This window comes from Steroidobacter gossypii (assembly GCF_016801985.1).
GTDB lineage: Bacteria > Pseudomonadota > Gammaproteobacteria > Steroidobacterales > Steroidobacteraceae > Steroidobacter > Steroidobacter gossypii.
In genome coordinates, this window is record NZ_JAEVLS010000001.1 from 1,226,075 (window position 1) to 1,243,194 (window position 17,120).

The window sequence follows — 17,120 nt, forward strand, 5'->3', positions numbered from 1 at the left end:
AAGCCGCTCATGTCGCCAATGCCCGACCAGCGGTGGCGATCCCCGATCTCCCGCCGACCCGGGGTGCGGCCCGCTGAACGTGCAGAAGCAAGGACAATGGACATGCGCTACAAACATTGGCCCTGTGGGCTTCATCTTCTGGGTTGCGCTGTATGCGCAGAGCGCGGCGCCGACGCCACGTTGCGTGGGTCATACGAGCCGGCAAAGTCCTGAAGTCGCAGGAAGCTCCGCGTTAGCGACGCCAGAACGAAGGCGTGGCGATCACCAGCAGCGGGAAGATTTCCAAACGTCCCAGCAGCATCGCAATCACGCACAACCATTTGCTCAGATCGGAAATCGACGAGAAATTCGAGGAGACATCGCCCAGCCCCACCCCGTAGTTGGTCATGCAGGCGGCGATGGCGGAAAACGCGGTCACCTGGTCGGCGCCGCTGATCATCATCAGCACCATCAGCACGCCGAACAGAATCACGTACGCGGCAAAAAAACCCCACACCGAGTCGATGATGCGCCAGTCGATCGGCTTGCTGCCGATGCGCACCGGAATCTCCGCGCTGGGATGGATCAGCCGTTGCACCTCCCGCATGCCCTGCTTCCAGATCAGCAGCCAGCGAATCACTTTCATGCCGCCCGAGGTCGAGCCTGCCGAACCGCTGATGAAGGTCATCAACAGCAGAATCACTGGCAGCGCGCCCGGCCATAACGAATAGTCGGTCGTGAAGAAACCGGTGCCGGTCTGGGTCGAAACGGCTTGAAACATCGCCGTGCGCAGCGCCACTTCGGGCGTGTAGACCTGCTTGAGGGTGAGCATGAGCACGGTCAGCAGGAACAGTCCCACCACCAGCGTCACGAACGCGCGAAACTCCGGATCGCGCAAGTAATCCTGCACCCGCCGATGGCGCAACACGAAAAAGTGCAGCGCGAAGTTGACGCTGCCGAGAAACATGAAGACGCATGCGACCATCTCGACCACGACATTGTCGAAATAGCCGATGCTGGCATCGTGCGTCGAGTGGCCGCCGGTCGACACGGTCGAGAAGCTGTGGGCGATGGCATCGAACGGGGTCATTCCGGCCATCCAGTAGCAGACCGCGCACAGCACCGTCAGAGCCACATAGATGGCCCACAGCGCCTTGGCGGTCTCGGTGATGCGCGGCGTGAGCCGGGCATCCTTGGTGGGCCTGGGGCTCTCCGCTTTCAGCAATTGCATGCCGCCGACGCCCAGCATGGGCAGCAGGGCGACGGCGAGCACCACGATGCCGATGCCGCCCAGCCACTGGATCTGCTGCCGGAAGTAAAGTATGGAAATCGGCAGATTCTCCAGCCCGACGATGACGGTCGCTCCGGTCGTGGTGAAGCCCGACACCGCTTCGAACACTGCGTCGGTGAGCGTGAGCTCCGGCTTGTCCGAGATCAGCAGCGGCACTGCGCCGGCCAGGCCGAGCACGATCCAGAACATGGACACGACCAAGAATCCGTCGCGCGCCCGCAGGTCGCGCACCGCTTTGCGGGCCGGCCACCAGATCAGCGCGCCGACCACGACCAGAGCTCCGAACGACTCGAGAAACGGTTGCCAGTGCCCGTCGCGGTAATACAGGCCGACGGCAACGGGTGGCAGCATGGTCACGCTGAACAGCATCAGCAGCAGACCCAGGATGCGCTGGACGGTAAGGAAGTTCATCGCGGGCGCTTATCTGGCATGCCGGCGCGGCACGTCGAACAGACGCTCGACGGCTTCGACATGACGGCGATCGGTGAGGAACAGAATCACGTGATCGTCACGCTGAATCATGGTGTCGTGATGCGCGATCAGAACCTGGTCGCCGCGCGCGATGGCGGCGATGGTCGTGCCTTCGGGCAGCGGAATGTTCTCTATGCGCTTGCCGATGACTCGCCCTTCGCCTTGCACGCCGTGCACGATGACTTCCAGCGCTTCGGCCGCGCCGCGTCTCAACGAGTGGACGCGAACAACGTCGCCACGACGCACGTGCGCTAGCAACGAGCCGATGGTCACCTGTTGTGGCGACAGCGCGATATCGATGGAGCCACTTTGCATCAGCTCCGCATAGGCGGGCCGGTTGATCAGCGCCATCACTTTGTGACAGCCCAGTCGCTTGGCCAGCATCGCCGACAGGATGTTGGCTTCCTCGGCGTTGGTGACTGCGACGAACACGTCCGCGCTGTCGATGTTTTCTTCCAGCAGCAATTCTTCGTCGGCGGCGTCGCCACTGAGCACGATGGTGTTGTTCAGCTGCTCCGACACGCGCCGTGCACGACGCGGATCGCGCTCGATGAGCTTGACCTGATGCTCGCTTTCCAGACGCTGCGCCATACGAAACCCGATGTTGCCGCCGCCAGCGATCACCACGCGACGCACCGGGTCTTCCAGCTTTTGCATCTCGTTCATCACCAGGCGAATATCTTCGCGCGCGGCGATGAAAAACACCTCGTCGCCGTGCTCGATGATCGTATCGCCTTCCGGCTTGATGCTTTGACCGCCGCGGTAGATGGCCGCGACGCGCGCATCGCGACCCTGGATGTGCGTCGGCAAGTGCTTCAGCTGCTGGCCGACCAGCGCGCCGCCCTGCAGCGCCTTCACGCCGACCAGCCGGATGCGGCCGTCGGCGAAGTCGAGCACCTGCAGCGCGCCGGGATAGTGAATCAAGTGGATGACGTGCTCGGTCACCAGTTGCTCGGGGCTGATCGGCACATCGACCGCGAAGGCCCGGTCTTCCTGCGAGAACAGCTTGGTGTGCCTGGCGAAGTCGGCGGAGCGAATGCGCGCAATGCGTGTCGCATCCTTGTTGAACAGACTCCAGGCGATCTGGCACGCCACCATGTTCACTTCGTCGCTGTTGGTGAGCGCGATGAAAATGTCCGCGTCCCGCGCGCCTGCGGCTTCGAGCACGCTCGGCTGAGTGCCGCTCCCGACCAGCGTGCGAATGTCGAGCCGGTCCTGCAGGTCACGCAGCAGCTCGTCATTCACATCGACGACCGTGACTTCGTTGGCTGCTTCGCGCGCCAGGTGAGAGGCGGCGGTGCGGCCCACCTGTCCGGCGCCGAGAATGATTATTTTCATACCGGTTCCAGATTTGCGTACGCCAGCATCAGCCACTTGGGGCCCTGGCGCTCGAAATTCACTTGCACGCGCGCGTGGTGCCCGTCGCCTTCGAGCTCGAGCACGACGCCTTCACCGTACTTGCCATGGCGCACACGCTGGCCGAGGCGCACCCCGCCGACAGTGGACGCTTCTTCGCGCAACTGACTACCCATCCCACTGCGACGTGGCGCGTAGATCGGCCTCGAGATCTGAATGCGCGGCCGGATCTCTTCCAGCAACTGCGCAGGAATTTCCCGGATGAAACGCGAAGGCGTGCCGTAGCTGTCGACGCCATGCAGACGGCGTTGCTCGGCGTATGTGAGATACAGCTGTTTCATGGCGCGCGTCGTGCCCACATAGCAAAGGCGCCGTTCTTCTTCGAGCCCGTCGACATCGCTGATCGAGCGCTGGTGCGGAAACAAGCCGTCTTCCATGCCGCACAGGAATACCACTGGAAACTCCAGACCTTTGGCCGAGTGCAGCGTCATCATCTGCACCGCGTCCTCGCCGGCGCCGGCTTGTTCCTCTCCCGATTCGAGCACGGCATGCGACAGGAAGTTGGCCAGCGGCGAGGCCTCGGTATCGCCTTCGGGCTCATAGCCGCGAGCCGCCGACACCAATTCGTTCAAGTTGTCCACGCGAGCTTCGCCGCGATCGCCTTTCTCCTGCTGATAGTGGGCCATCAGGCCGCTCGCATGGATGACGTGATCCACCTGCTCGTGCAGCGGCAGCGTCCGTGTCTGTTGATCCAGCTGTTCGATCAACAGCATGAAGCCATGCAATGCCTGGCCGCCGCGTGGGCCGACTTCTTTGATGCTGGCGCCGGCGGCTTCCCACATCGAGCATGCGTTGGCGCGGGCATAGTTGCGCACCATGTCGAGCGTCTTGTTGCCGATGCCGCGCGTCGGCAGGTTCACGATGCGTTCGAACGACGCATCGTCGGTGCGATTGAACATCAGCCGCAAATAACCAAGCGCGTCCTTGATTTCGGCACGCTCGAAGAACCGCAAGCCGCCGTACACGCGATACGGAATGCGATAGTTCAGCAGCGCCTCTTCGAAGGTTCGCGATTGCGCGTTGGAGCGATACAGGATGGCGCATTCACTGCGCAGCCCGCCCTTCATCACGTACTCGCGGATGCGGTTGATGACGAAGTCCGCTTCGTCGCGCTCATTGAACGCAGCGTACAGTCTGACGGGGTCGCCTTGTTCGCCGCTGGTCCAGAGATTCTTGCCGAGACGGCCGCTGTTGTTGGCGATCAGCGCGTTGGCGGCGGCCAGGATGTTGCCCGTCGAGCGATAGTTCTGCTCCAGGCGAAACATTTGCACGTGGGGATAATCGCGGCGGTACTGCTGCAGGTTCTCCACCCGTGCGCCACGCCAGCGATAAATCGACTGATCGTCGTCGCCGACCGCGAATGGCAGTCCGTCCGGACCCGCGAGCAGCTTGAGCCACAGATACTGGATCGTGTTGGTGTCCTGAAACTCGTCGATCAGCACGTGCCGGAAGCGCTGGCGATAGTGCGCCAGCAAGTCCGGCCGATCACGCCACAGCTCGTACGCACGCAGCAGCAACTCGGCGAAATCGACGACGCCGGCGCGGTCGCACTGCTCCTGATACAGCTCGTAGAGCTTGATGAACTGCCGGCGCGTCGGGTCGCCGTCATCCTTGATCTGTTTGGCGCGCAGCCCCTCGTCCTTGCGCGCATTGATGAACCACATGATCTCTTTCGGGACCCAGCGCTCCTCATCGAGGTTTTGCGCCCTCAGCAGCCGGCGGATGGCGCGCAGCTGATCGTCCGAGTCCATGATCTGGAAGCTCTGCGGCAGATTGGTGTCGCGCCAATGGATGCGGAGCAGGCGATGCGCGATTCCGTGGAAAGTGCCGATCCACAGCGGCGCGCTCGGCACCCCGAGCATGGACTCGATACGCGCGCGCATCTCGCCCGCGGCCTTATTGGTGAAGGTTACGGCCAGGATGCCGTGCGGCGAGGCGCCTTCGACCTGCACCAGCCAGGCGACACGGTGGGTGAGCACGCGCGTCTTGCCGCTGCCTGCACCAGCCAGGACCAGCGTCGGCGCCAGGGGAGCTGCAACGGCGGCTCGCTGCGCGTCGTTAAGTCCTTCAAGTAAAGGGGAAACGTCCAGGGCGAGTCCTCACGTGGGCTAGTTTACCTCGGCAAAGAGCCACCTCAGGCACAGGGACGTGCCCGCCGCCACAGGCGGCGAGCGCAGGGGGAGAAGTCGCGCCTTTTCCCCTCTGCGCCCCAGCGCGAGTGGCAGGATGCCCGAGTCGCTGTATAAATCAGGCCGCGCATTCTAGCAGGGTGGCTGATTCAGTATGCTGTGCGGCCAGGATCGGTGCCGGGAGGCGTGCATGCGTGGTTGGCGCGGGATGTTACTTTCCCCTTGCGCGGTTTTGCTGACGATGGCGGGATGCTCCGAAGCCCCGAAATCGCCCGTTTCGGCGCCCCCGGCGACGACGTTGCCGAACGCACCGGCCGCCTCTCAGGGAACAACGACCGCGGTATCGGAGCCGCTTGCGGAGTCGGGGCTATCCATCAAGCGCGGCATCCTGACGTTGAGTCCCGATCACGGCGCTTTCCGCCCGTGCGGCGAGCAGGGCGATCTGCTGCTGGTCGATCAAACCGATGGCGTGCTTGCCCGCACTTTCGCTGCAGAAAAGGACGCGAATGGCGCGGACCAGCCGCTGAAGTTGTATATGGAGGCATACGGCGAGCGCGTCACGGACCAGCCAGCTCCGGCCGGTTTTGCGGGTACGTTCTTGCTTGAAGAGGCGCTGTACGCGGCACCGGACGGGCAGACGCGCGGCTGTGATTCACCCGCTCAGGACTACATCGTCGCGGCCCGCGGCAACGAGCCGTTCTGGAGCGTCGAGATCACCGAGGCGGCGCTGCTTTGGCGCCAGCCCGAGGAACCAAAAGAGATCTCCATCGCCGCGCCCCTCAATCAGAACTCCGAGGGCGCCGTGAGCTACGCCGCGAGCAACGATGCTCACAAGATCGAGGTATTGATCGAGGCTCAAGCCTGCCAGGACGACATGTCGGGCGAGTACTTCGCGTACGCCGCTCGCGCCACGCTGGATGGTAAGCAGTTCGCTGGATGCGCCCGCGTCGGTGAGTAACTGCGGGCGATCACCGTTCCCGCAAGGATAGATTGCCCGTCGCGCCCTCGAGTCCACCTGGGCGTCGACGTCGATACAAGGAGCGGAATATCAGCCCGATCAGCAGCGCCAGCAGCGGATCGGTGATGGAAGCATGCTCGGCGGGCAGCCAGATCTGCAGCAGTTCGACGCTCGTGGCTACGGTCAGCATCACGCCGAACGCGAAGTCGGTGGATGCGCCCCATTCGCGCACCACCCAGAGCAGCGCGCCATACAGAAACAGTTTGCCGAACAGTTGCACCCAGTCGATGGCCGCCAGATCCCAGCCGGTTTCGGCGAACACCAGGAACGGCCAGAAATCGAACTGCGCCACCTGCGGCGAGAAGTCGAACGGGGCCAGCTCCTCGATGACGAGCAGCGCGACGACCGCCAGCACCAGGGTCGCCCGGCGTGGCCGAGGCCGCAGCCGATGCATCAACACCACCATCGGCAGCAGCAACAACAACGCCAGCAGCTCGGCGGGCACGAACGTTTGATTCGCCATCACCAGGCGTCCGATCAGCACGGTCGCCATCAGCAGCAACAATGTTTCCAAGCGCCGTGGGCGGCTCACCAGCGCGGCCACCGCCTGATTCACCACCAACCAGCAGGTGAGAAAGATCAGCACGGTGATGAAATCGAAGCTGGGATTGAACAGCGGTCGCAACGCCGCCTTCAACTTGCCCAGATCGAACTGCGGCACGAACGGCGCGAATCGCCACGCGAGCCATAGACCGATCAACAGCGCGGCGCCAGGATCCCGTGTTTGCTTTTCTGCACGAGCTGGCAGATGCATCAGATGAGTCAGCGCAGCCCAGCCCACGCCTCCTACCGCACCCAGGAAGGTGCCTCCGGAATTCAGCACCAGATCCGTGAGACTGGGTACGCGCCTCGACACGTACACCTGCGCCACTTCGATTGCGAGCGACAGCAACGTGCCGAGCAAGGTCGCGATAGTCAGCGAAGGGCCGCGGCGCAACCGCTCGTTCAGCCACAGATACAAACAAAAGCCGAGCGGCAGATACAGCAGGACGTTGGAAATGCGATCGCCGCGACCGGCGCGGGCCCATGACAGCTGGCGCAGCGCTCCCAGCAGGTCGTCCTGGGCGTCGAGTTTGAAATTGAAGGGATACAGCGAACCGTAGGCGATCAGCGCGATCACCGCCGCCGTCAGCCAGGGAATGAAGCTTCGTGGTGTGCGCGCCGGGGCCACGATGGGAGCGGCGTCCCTACAGCAACCTTATGGTCACGTAGTGATCGATCAACAACGCAGCGAACAGCAAGGCCAGGTAGGTGATCGAGAAACCGAAAGTTCGCATCGGCAGACGGGCGTCCTGACGCACCTTCAACTGCAGAGCGCGGAACAGGAACACGCCGCCGAGAATCACGGCCGCGGCTAAATAGAGCAGACCGCTCATGCCGGTGAGATACGGCAACAAGGTCACGATCACCAGCAGAATCGTGTACAGCAGGATATGCAGCCGTGTGAAGTCGCTGCTATAGGCGACTGGCAGCATGGGAATGCCGGCCTTCGCATATTCATCGCGGCGAGCGATGGCCAGCGCCCAGAAATGCGGCGGCGTCCACGTGAAGATGATCAGGAACAACAACAACGCGTGTGGATCCACCGAGCCCGTCACGGCCGTCCAGCCGAGCACGGGAGGAGCCGCGCCGGCCGCGCCGCCGATGACGATGTTCTGCGGAGTCGCATGCTTGAGCCACACCGTGTAGATCACGGCGTAGCCGATCAACGAGCAGAACGTGAGGACGGCTGTCAGTGCATTCACACAACCCGATAACAACACCATCGACACCACGCCAAGCACGAGGGCGTAGCCAAGCGCCTGTCGCTCGGTGACATGGCCGGTGGGCAGCGGACGATTGCGCGTGCGTGCCATCTGCTCGTCGAAACGGCGGTCCAGCACGTGATTGACGGCGGCGGCGGACGAAGCAGCGAGGGCGATGCCCAGCGTGCCGAAAATCAGGGCATTCAGCGGCGGCAGACCCGGCGCCGCCAGGAACATGCCGGCAACGGCCGTGAACATGATCAGCATGACCACGCGCGGCTTGCCCAGCTCGTAGTAGTCGCGCCAGGAGGCGGCCGGCTGAAATGAAGAAGTTTCCACGGCGGACATAGGGATGGCGTCGGTGACCAACGGCGGATTCTACAGATAAGCGCTGGCGCTTGCCGGTGAGTCGGGTCCGGCCCCCTGCCGTCGATCGCCCAGGACTAACGTAACAATCTGTTCATCCGCACTGTCGCGAGCAGCAACAGCGCCGCGACGCCGTTATGTGCAGTGGCCAACGACAGCGGCAACGCGCGCATCACCATGATCGGGCCGAGAATCAGCTGCGCGACAAGCACCAGGCCAAGTAGCGCACCCGCAGTCCGCACCGCCGGCGAGGCGCCTCGAAGCCATGCCAATACGCTCAGCGCTCCCAGAATCAGAGCGGCGGCAATGGCGCCGAGCCGGTGAACGAAATGAATGGCCACGCGCGCGGGGTGATCGAGCACGCCGCCTTCGTAATCGATGCCCAGGCCACGCCACAGCACGAACGCGTCCTGCACGTCCATCTCCGGCCAGTAGCTGTTCTGGCAGGTCGGAAAGTCCGGGCAGGCGAGGGCGGCGTAGTTGCTGCTGGTCCAGCCGCCGAGCATGATTTGCAAAGCCAGCACCACCAGGCCCACACCCGCCAGTTTGCGCAGGCCATGACTAGCCGGAGTGGACCGATCGGCCGGCTCGCTCGGTCGCATTGCCAGCCAGCCGAGCAGCGACAGCGTCGCCAGCCCGCCCACCAGATGCAACACCACGATCAGCGGCTTGAGCAGCAGCGTTACGGTCCACATGCCCAGCAGACCCTGGAAGATCACCAGCGCCACCAATGCGACCGGCAACGCCACCGGCTGCTGTGGATCCTGGCGATTGCGGATGGCCAGCCCGGCCAGCACCAGGATCAGCAAACCCAGGCCCGAGGCGAAGTATCGATGCACCATCTCCTTGATGGCCTTGTGATACTCGAACGGCCGATGCGGGAAGGCCTGATTCACGGCATCGACGTTCTCGGCGGCGCTGCCCGCGGTCAGATGGCCATAACAGCCCGGCCAGTCCGGACAGCCCAGGCCCGCGGCGCTCAGGCGCACCCAGGCGCCCAGCACGACCACGAGCAGCGCGAGCAGCACGCCGGCGAGCGCCAGGCGGCGAAACAGGATCAAACGTGATGTCATGAACGGCGGCGTCAAACAGCGACTTTGAGCGGGGGTGAGCGCGGCTGCCCTTTCAAGGCGACTCAACGTCGCCTTGAACCGCGCGAACGACGGTACACGGATGTACCGGCTGGCCGAGGCTCCAAGGACGGCTGCTTGAGGCGAGCAATCCTCGGCCCCAAATTGTAGATGCTAATTCACGAACGACGCCAGCCGGGTCAGGAAGGTGTAATCGCCCTCGATCGCCATCAGCGCGATCAACACCAGCAAGGCCAGCGGCGGCACCAGAATGGCCAGCTTCAGCGCCAGCCGTTCCCAGGCCATGTGCATGAACACCGCGACGATGACGCTCGCCTTGAGGAACATGAAAACCAGGATCAGCGTCCAGCGCAGCGCGCCCTGCAGTTGCAGATAATCGACCAGGTAGGAGAAGGCGCTGAATACGAACAACAGCACCCAGACCCAGAGATACAGTTTGATTGGGTGCTGCTGGCCTTCTGCGTGCTCACCCGCGTGTCCAGATGCATGTCCAGTCGCACGGGGCGCGGAGTGTTCCCCGTGCGACTGTTCCGGAACGGACTCCTGACGTACCGCCTGGTCCATGCTCGCTCCCGATTGCTGCGTGGTTACAGTCGCCACAGTGCTCACCACAAATAGAAGAATGCGAAAATGAACACCCACACCAGATCGACGAAGTGCCAGTACAGCCCGGCGATCTCGACGGTTTCGTAAGTACCCTTGCGATCGTAGAACCCGCTCAGCACGCGCCACGCGACCACCGTGAGATAAACCACGCCGCCGCTCACGTGCAGGCCGTGAAAGCCGGTGATCATGAAAAAGGCCGAGCCGAATTGCGCCGCGCCCATCGGATTGCCCCACGGACGCACGCCTTCCTCCACGATCAGCTTGGTCCACTCGAACGCCTGCATGCCGACGAAGGCCAGACCCAGCGCCGCGGTTGCAAACATCAGCAGCGCGGTTCGCTTGCGATCGCGCCGGTAGCCGAAATTCACCGCCATGGCCATGGTGCCGCTGCTGGTGATGAGCACCATGGTCATGATCGCGATCAGCAGCAGTGGAATGTGCTGGCCCGCGACGGTGAGTGCGAACACTTCACTTGGGTTGGGCCACGTATCGAGCGTCGACATGCGCACGTTCATGTACGACGTGAGGAAACAAGTGAAGATAAAGGTGTCCGAGAGCAGGAAGATCCACATCATGGCCTTGCCCCACGGCACCGGGAACGCCTGTTTGTCGGCGGACCAGTCCGCGGCCACGCCTCGAAAGCCGGGTTCCAACGTCGTCGGGTTATTGCTCATGTTGCTCTCTCACGTCGCCAATTCACGTCGATAGCAGGACAGCGAACAGACCCAGCCACACCAGCAACAGGTAATGCCAATAGACGGTGGTGAGCTCGACGCTCAAGCGCACGTCGATCAACTCCACGTCTTTACGCAGCGAGCGCACCAAGGTGCGCGCCCACACCACCAGTCCGCCCAACAGATGCAAGCCATGGACGGCAGTGAGCACGTAAAAGAACGCGACCGCCGGATTCGCCGGCGAGAACAGCTCCGAATAACGCAGCTCGCGCCACGCAAGCCACTGCCCGATCAGGAAAGCGATGGTCAGCAACCCAGCAGCAAACAAACACACTCGAGTTTGCTCGGCCTGGCCGCGGGCCACCGCGGAGCGTGCCCACTGCATCGCGACGCTGCCTAGAATCAGCAGCACCGTGTTGAACCAGAGAATGGAAGGATCGCGAATCGCCGCCCAATCGCCCACGCCGCCGCCCGGCATCCCGTGCCCGGCATGTTGACCCATGCGCATGTAGTACGCGGACACGAACAAACAAAACAGCGAAGTGATGACCGCAAGAAACACCCACAGGCCGACCCGCTTCGGCGAAAACGGAAAAGCGCCGCCTTCGGGCGTGGCCGCGACCTGCTTCTCCCACGGCTTGGCGCGGAATCGGGTGACCAGCACGATCCAGACGATGATGCCCGTCGCCAGAGCCGCGTATGCGACGGTCAAGCTCATGTCGGCACTCCGTGCTCACGACCGGCCGGAGTCGTTTCCGAGTGCGGCACATTCTGCGGGATGAAATCTTGCGGCGCGCCGGGCACGCTGTAGTCATAGGCCCAGCGATGTACTTCGGGCAGCTCCTTGCCCCAGTTGCCGTGCTTCGGCGGGGTCTCCGGCGTTTGCCACTCCAGGGTGGTTGCGCGCCATGGATTGCCATCCGCGACCGGACCTTTGAAGTACGAATGGATCAAGTTGTACAGGAACACCAGCTGCGTGGCCGCCACGATCATGGCCGAGATCGAGATCCACTGATTGGCCTCGTGAACCGAGGGCGGAATGAACTGTATGGCGTCGGGGTATCCGTAGTAGCGACGCGGCACGCCGAGGATGCCCAGGTAATGCATGGGCAGGAAAATGCAGTAGGCGCCGACGAAGGTCAGCCAGAAGTGCAGCTTGCCGAGCCGCTCGTCGAACATGCGGCCGGTGATCTTGGGATACCAGTGATAGATGGCGCCGAACACCACCATGATGGGCGACAGCCCCATCACCATGTGGAAGTGCGCAACCACGAAGTAAGTGCCCGACAGCGGCACGTCCACGGTCACGTTGCCAAGAAACAATCCGGTCAGCCCGCCGTTGATGAAAGTGAAAATGAAACCGATGGCGAACAGCATGGGCACCGTCAGATGCACGTCGCCGCGCCAGATGGTCAGCACCCAGTTGTAGACCTTGATGGCGGTGGGCACGGCGATGATCAGCGTGGTGGTGGCGAAGAAGAACCCGAAGTACGGATTCATGCCGCTCACATACATGTGGTGCGCCCACACCACGAAGCTCAGGCAGCCGATCGCCAGGATGGCCCACACCATCATGCGGTAACCGAAGATGTTGCGACGGGCGTGCGTGCTGAGCAGGTCCGAGACGATGCCGAACGCCGGCAGCGCCACGATATAAACTTCCGGGTGGCCGAAGAACCAGAACAGGTGCTGGAACAACAGCGGGCTGCCGCCGCTGTACCGCGTGGTCTCGCCCATCGAAGAAATCGCCGGCATGAAGAAGCTGGTGCCGACCACTGCATCCAGCGCCATCATGATCGCGGACACGAACAGCGCCGGGAACGCGAGCAGGCCGAGGATGGTCGCCATGAAGATGCCCCAGATCGACAGCGGCATGCGCATGAACGTCATGCCGCGGCAGCGGGCCTGCAGAATGGTGGTCGCATAGTTGAGGCCGCCCATGGTGAACGCGACGATGAAGATCGCCAGCGACGCCAGCATGCAAATGATTCCCCAGCTCGCTCCCGGCGTCCCCGGCAGCACGGCTTGCGGCGGATAGAGCGTCCAGCCCGCACCGGTTGGCCCGCCCGGCACGAAGAACGAAGCCACCAGCACCAGCACCGCCAGGAGATACACCCAGAAACTGAGCATGTTCAGGTACGGGAACACCATGTCCCGCGAGCCCAGCATCAATGGAATGAGATAGTTGCCGAAGCCGCCCAGGAACAGCGCCGTCAGCAGATAGATCACCATGATCATGCCGTGCATGGTGATGTACTGGTAATACTCCTGGGGCGCGATGAAGTTGAAGGTATCGGGAAAGCCCAGCTGCAATCTCATCAGCACCGACATCACCAGGGCGACCAGGCCGATCGCGGTGGCCACCAGTGCGTACTGAATGGCGATGACCTTGTGGTCCTGGCTCCAGATGTACTTGCGGATGAAACTCTGCGGATCGTGCAGCGCGTGCTCATGATCGCGGTCGGCGATTGCTACGAAAGCCATCGAGTCACACTCCTTCGATCTGTTTTGATGTGAGGCGCTCTTGCAGATTGGTCGGATGGCCCGCTACAGGGTACGTACGTAATCCAGCACGTCGGCGATGGTCGCATCGTCGGCGAGGATCTGAGTCATCGACCTCATCTGCGCGCCGTGAAAGTCCTGGGGATGTCCGCCACGAATGCCGTCGCGGAAGTTTCTAAGCTGCCGCGCCATGTACCAGTCGCTCATGTTGGAGAGTCGCGGCGCATTGGTGGCCCAGATGCCCTGGGCCTTGGCTCCATGGCACGAGGTGCACGTCTGATAAAGCTCTCGGCCGCGAACCGGATCGCCGACCACGCTGGCCGCTGGCCGGACTTCGGGCAAGGTTTTGATATAGGCCACGACGTTCTTGATGGCGGTGTCGTCGGCGAGCATGGTCGCGAACGGAATCATCTGTTTCGCGTACGTGTCCTGCTCGTGGGCGCCACGCACGCCGCCTTTGAAACTTTGCAGCTGACGCACCAGGTACCAGTCGGACTGACCGCTGAGCTTTGGCGCGTTCAACTCACGATTGCCTTCGCCTTGCGCGCCGTGACATGCCGTGCAGGCCGTGAACAAGGCTTTGCCGGCTTCGGCATCGCCTTTACTCGCCATCAGCGTTCTCTCGAACGTGGGTTGGGCCGCGAGCCACGTCTCGAAATCTTCTTGTTTGTCCACGACCACGCGTCCGCGCATGGCGAAGTGGGCCACACCGCAAAGCTGCTCGCACAGCACGTCGAATTCGCCAGTGCGGGTCGGCGTGAGCCAGAAGTAAGTCACCATGCCCGGCACCATGTCCATCTTCACGCGAAACTGCGGCACGGCGAATTGGTGGTTTACGTCCTTCGCACGCAACAGTATTTTCACCGGCCGGTCGATGGGCAGATGCAGTTCGGGGCTGGCGACCAGATGATCGTCCTGACCCACCGGGTCGTTCGGATCCATGCCGAACGGATTGTCGACGCTGATCAGATTGGCGTCGGAGGCGCCGAGCTGCCCATCCTTGCCGGGGAAGCGATATGTCCAGGCCCACTGCTGACCCAGCACTTCGACCACGTCCGCACCTTCCGGCACCGTGACGAAATTGGCCCACACGGACAGGCCGGGCGCGAGCATCGCCGCGATACCCACCGAGGTGATGCCGGTCAGCCACCATTCGAGCTTTTTGTTCTCCGGCTCGTAGTGGGCCTTGTTTCCCTTGCGATGCCGGTAGCGAATGATGGCGTAAGCCAGGAACAGGTTGACTGCCACGAACACCACGCCGGTGACCCAGAAGGTCACGTCGACGGTCGAATCCACGGTCTGCCAGTTGGATGCGATCGGCGTGAACCACCATGGGCTCAGGAAATGAAACAGCACCGTGGCCACTACCAGCACGATCAACGCGATCGCGATCGTCATAGGCGGTTTCCCCTTCTTCTGCCTACCAGTGCAGGGTGTTGGTTACATTCTGGGCGCCGTGCTCTGAACCGTGTTCTGGGTGGTACTCTGGGACACCCGATCCACGCCGGTGAACGGGTTGATGAAATGAGAATCCACGGCCACCAGCTCGGCATCCGCGTGACGCTCTTGCATCATCTTGCGGACCGTCTCTTCCTGATGCTTCCTCACGTACACCAGGATCAGATATTTACCGGCGGCAATATCGTCGTGGAATCTGCGCAGCTTTTTGTTCTCGGTGGCGATGCCGGTGAGGCCGCCTTCCCAGGCGCCGAACAGCGTCGCCGCACCGACCAGAATCGCATAGACCAGCGTGGGAACTTCGACGGTGGGGCCGAAGGGCTTGAAGTACATCAGCAGCGAGACGCCGATCAGGCCGACGATGAAACCGAGCGCGGCGCCGATGAAGCCGTCGCGTATAACGTCGAGTGTTTCTAAATAATTCGCGGAATGAATGTGCTGTTTTTTGAGGCCGCACTCGTCCTTGGAGATTACGTGCAGATAAAAATCGTTGACGCCCACTGCATGCAGATCGTCCGACACTTCCTGAGTGCACTTGAGCGTCGGTGACAGAAAGTAGATGCATTTCATGGCAATCCCCCGATTGCTTCGCTGAACCAATCAACCGTTAACGCGATACCTCTTTTGATACGTTGAACCAATCCATCCGAAGATGGCGCGCGAGGAAATGCCGTGGCGCACTCCCTCGCTTGCGCACCGAGTGTGTCACAGTTATCCGATATGCGACAGCTTCAGTAACTTCTTCAGATCCTCGAGCAAACCCTTCTGCGGCGCATCAGGCTCGTATTTCATCATTAGATTACCCAAGGGATCGACCAGATAAATCCGGCCGAGCCCGGGCGCACGGGCTGCATCCGGAAATGTTTGTAACAGTGTCTGGCCTTCTGGATTGTCGATGCGTCCGAGCAACAGGCCGCTCTGCTCGGCTTCCAGATAGGGCCGGTCGCAGCAGTTGGCGCTGACCAGAAACACCCGCTGAACGCGCGGCAGGTCGTCACCGAGCGCGAGTCTCGTTTGACGCATCAACGTAAGGGCTTGCCGACAGCGATCGTCACAAGCGCCGTCGCCGATATAAACCATGCTCCACTTGCCGCGCAGCGCGTCCGCTGCAAGTTTTTGATCCGCCATGGCGGGCAGCTCCACTTCGGGCAATGTCACAGGCGGATGAATCAGATCGCCCTTGTTGGTGCTGCCGTGGGGGCGCACGTCGAGGCCGTAGTAGAGAATGAATGCGAGCGCCAGGGGTGCGAAAAATGCACCGATCAAAATATAGATCTGGCGACGCGAGCGCGATGTTTGGCCAGCCGGCGCGGCCGGGTCAGCGGGGCGATGCATCTGTTGCCTTCTTGGTACGAACACTGGTGACAAGAAAAAGAATCAAAGCCGCGGCGGCCAGGGCGAACCACTGAACCGCATAGCCGATGTGGCGCTCGGGTTTGAAACCCAGGTGGGCTTCCCAGATCCGCTGGTAGCCGTCGGGATGTGAAGCATCGAGCAACAACACTCCGGGCAGCAGCTCGTGCCCCAACTGTTGCTCAAGGCCCTCGTGCGTCGGAAAGCTGAGTACGCGTGGCCACGGCAGGGTGGGGTCGATGGTCGGTGTCTCGAGCTGCAACCCAGCTCGCGGCAGAACATCGATGGTGCCGGTGATGGTTCGCTGTTCGTCGCTGACCGAGATGTCGGGCAATACCTGTCGCGAGGCACCGAGCGGCAACCAGCCCCGATCCACTAGAAGCCAGCCCGCCGAGGTCTCGAGCGGAGTGAGCACTCGAAAGCCGGGCTGTCCGGTATGTGACGGCATGTTGTCCAACAGAATCTGATGTGTCGGATCGTAGCGGCCGCTCACCTGCGCGCGCTGATAGCGCGGCAAGTTGTGAGCATTCTGCGAGGTGATCTCGACTTGCGCTTGCTGGCCAGCGGCGTATTGATCCAGGAGCGCCTGCTTCTGGTCGGCGCGATCGAGTTGCCAGTAGCCGAGTCGGATGAACAACGCCAGGCCGAGCAGCGTTAGCACCACGCCCAGCAGGCTGGGGCGAAACGTCCGGCTCGTTGCAGTTGTCTCGGTAGCGGTCACGATATACTGGTCGCGATCCGCCATCGCGGATCGGGAGGTCCCATGGTCAAAATCATCATCCTCGCCGGGCTGATCGCCGTCGTGCTCAGTCTCGCCTCCGGCCTGTTCTTCCTGGTCTACGACAAGGGTGAGTCGAAAAAGATGGTCAACGCACTGTCGGTCCGCGTGGGGCTGTCGGTGCTGCTGTTCCTGCTGCTGCTCCTGGCGTGGTCGCAGGGAATGATCAAGCCGCACGGCATGTAAAAAAGCCGCCGCGTTCAGTTGAAGCGGCGGCTCATCGTCAATCGCGGCGCGCCTTGG

General features: G+C 62.3%; 16 protein-coding genes. 2 read left to right on the plus strand and 14 right to left on the minus strand.

Going from position 1 to position 17,120, the window contains the following annotated elements:
* Positions 1 to 232: 232 nt before the first annotated feature.
* Genes JM946_RS05290 through uvrD form a run of 3 tightly spaced genes read right to left on the minus strand, consistent with a single transcriptional unit; the run spans position 233 to position 5,247 of the window.
* The gene (locus JM946_RS05290) at positions 233 to 1,681 is read right to left on the minus strand and encodes a TrkH family potassium uptake protein (protein ID WP_203166086.1); all 1,449 of its coding nucleotides are present in this window, start codon (positions 1,679 to 1,681) and stop codon (positions 233 to 235) included.
* 9 nt (positions 1,682 to 1,690) lie between these two features.
* Positions 1,691 to 3,079, minus strand: a complete 1,389-nt coding sequence (gene trkA, locus JM946_RS05295; protein WP_203166557.1) for a Trk system potassium transporter TrkA — start codon at positions 3,077 to 3,079, stop codon at positions 1,691 to 1,693.
* Positions 3,076 to 5,247 carry a DNA helicase II gene (uvrD, locus tag JM946_RS05300; RefSeq protein ID WP_203166558.1) on the minus strand — a complete coding sequence of 724 codons (2,172 nt, stop codon included), beginning with the start codon at positions 5,245 to 5,247 and terminating at the stop codon, positions 3,076 to 3,078. The genes trkA and uvrD overlap by 4 nt, the downstream gene beginning before the upstream one ends.
* Before the next feature lie 337 nt (positions 5,248 to 5,584).
* Here uvrD and JM946_RS05305 point away from each other — a divergent pair, with 337 nt between their 5' ends.
* The gene (locus JM946_RS05305) at positions 5,585 to 6,244 is read left to right on the plus strand and encodes a COG3650 family protein (RefSeq protein ID WP_203166087.1); all 660 of its coding nucleotides are present in this window, start codon (positions 5,585 to 5,587) and stop codon (positions 6,242 to 6,244) included.
* Positions 6,245 to 6,254: 10 nt separating this feature from the next.
* On the opposite strand, the gene JM946_RS05310 is transcribed toward JM946_RS05305, so the two are convergent.
* The 11 genes from JM946_RS05310 to JM946_RS05360 all read right to left on the minus strand — a co-directional run bounded on the left by JM946_RS05310 (position 6,255) and on the right by JM946_RS05360 (position 16,844).
* Positions 6,255 to 7,475, minus strand: a complete 1,221-nt coding sequence (locus JM946_RS05310; RefSeq protein ID WP_203166088.1) for a VanZ family protein — start codon at positions 7,473 to 7,475, stop codon at positions 6,255 to 6,257.
* Positions 7,476 to 7,491: 16 nt separating this feature from the next.
* On the minus strand, positions 7,492 to 8,397 hold the full coding sequence (cyoE, locus tag JM946_RS05315) for a heme o synthase (RefSeq protein ID WP_218042596.1): 906 nt from the start codon (positions 8,395 to 8,397) through the stop codon (positions 7,492 to 7,494).
* A 95-nt stretch (positions 8,398 to 8,492) separates the two neighbouring features.
* Entirely contained in the window at positions 8,493 to 9,488 is a 996-nt protein-coding gene (locus JM946_RS05320; RefSeq protein WP_203166089.1) for a COX15/CtaA family protein, read from the minus strand.
* A 171-nt stretch (positions 9,489 to 9,659) separates the two neighbouring features.
* The gene (locus JM946_RS31530; protein WP_203166090.1) at positions 9,660 to 10,070 is read right to left on the minus strand and encodes a cytochrome C oxidase subunit IV family protein; all 411 of its coding nucleotides are present in this window, start codon (positions 10,068 to 10,070) and stop codon (positions 9,660 to 9,662) included.
* A 41-nt stretch (positions 10,071 to 10,111) separates the two neighbouring features.
* The gene (locus JM946_RS05330; protein ID WP_203166091.1) at positions 10,112 to 10,786 is read right to left on the minus strand and encodes a heme-copper oxidase subunit III family protein; all 675 of its coding nucleotides are present in this window, start codon (positions 10,784 to 10,786) and stop codon (positions 10,112 to 10,114) included.
* A 22-nt stretch (positions 10,787 to 10,808) separates the two neighbouring features.
* Positions 10,809 to 11,504, minus strand: a complete 696-nt coding sequence (locus JM946_RS05335; RefSeq protein WP_203166092.1) for a cytochrome c oxidase subunit 3 — start codon at positions 11,502 to 11,504, stop codon at positions 10,809 to 10,811.
* Positions 11,501 to 13,270 (minus strand): cbb3-type cytochrome c oxidase subunit I, encoded by a 1,770-nt coding sequence (locus JM946_RS05340; protein ID WP_203166093.1) that lies wholly within the window; start codon positions 13,268 to 13,270, stop codon positions 11,501 to 11,503. Before JM946_RS05340 ends, JM946_RS05335 begins: the two co-directional genes overlap by 4 nt.
* A gap of 63 nt (positions 13,271 to 13,333) precedes the next feature.
* Positions 13,334 to 14,686: a c-type cytochrome gene (locus JM946_RS05345; RefSeq protein WP_203166094.1), complete on the minus strand. Its 1,353-nt coding sequence runs from the start codon at positions 14,684 to 14,686 to the stop codon at positions 13,334 to 13,336.
* A 42-nt stretch (positions 14,687 to 14,728) separates the two neighbouring features.
* Positions 14,729 to 15,316 (minus strand): hypothetical protein, encoded by a 588-nt coding sequence (locus tag JM946_RS05350; protein WP_203166095.1) that lies wholly within the window; start codon positions 15,314 to 15,316, stop codon positions 14,729 to 14,731.
* Between the two features lie 141 nt (positions 15,317 to 15,457).
* A complete protein-coding gene (locus tag JM946_RS05355) occupies positions 15,458 to 16,081 on the minus strand; it encodes a thioredoxin domain-containing protein (protein WP_203166096.1) in 624 nt (207 codons plus the stop codon).
* A complete protein-coding gene (locus JM946_RS05360; protein WP_218042598.1) occupies positions 16,065 to 16,844 on the minus strand; it encodes an SURF1 family protein in 780 nt (259 codons plus the stop codon). Before JM946_RS05360 ends, JM946_RS05355 begins: the two co-directional genes overlap by 17 nt.
* Positions 16,845 to 16,862: 18 nt before the next feature.
* Here JM946_RS05360 and JM946_RS05365 point away from each other — a divergent pair, with 18 nt between their 5' ends.
* On the plus strand, positions 16,863 to 17,063 hold the full coding sequence (locus JM946_RS05365; protein ID WP_203166098.1) for a twin transmembrane helix small protein: 201 nt from the start codon (positions 16,863 to 16,865) through the stop codon (positions 17,061 to 17,063).
* The last annotated feature ends 57 nt before the right edge of the window (positions 17,064 to 17,120 follow it).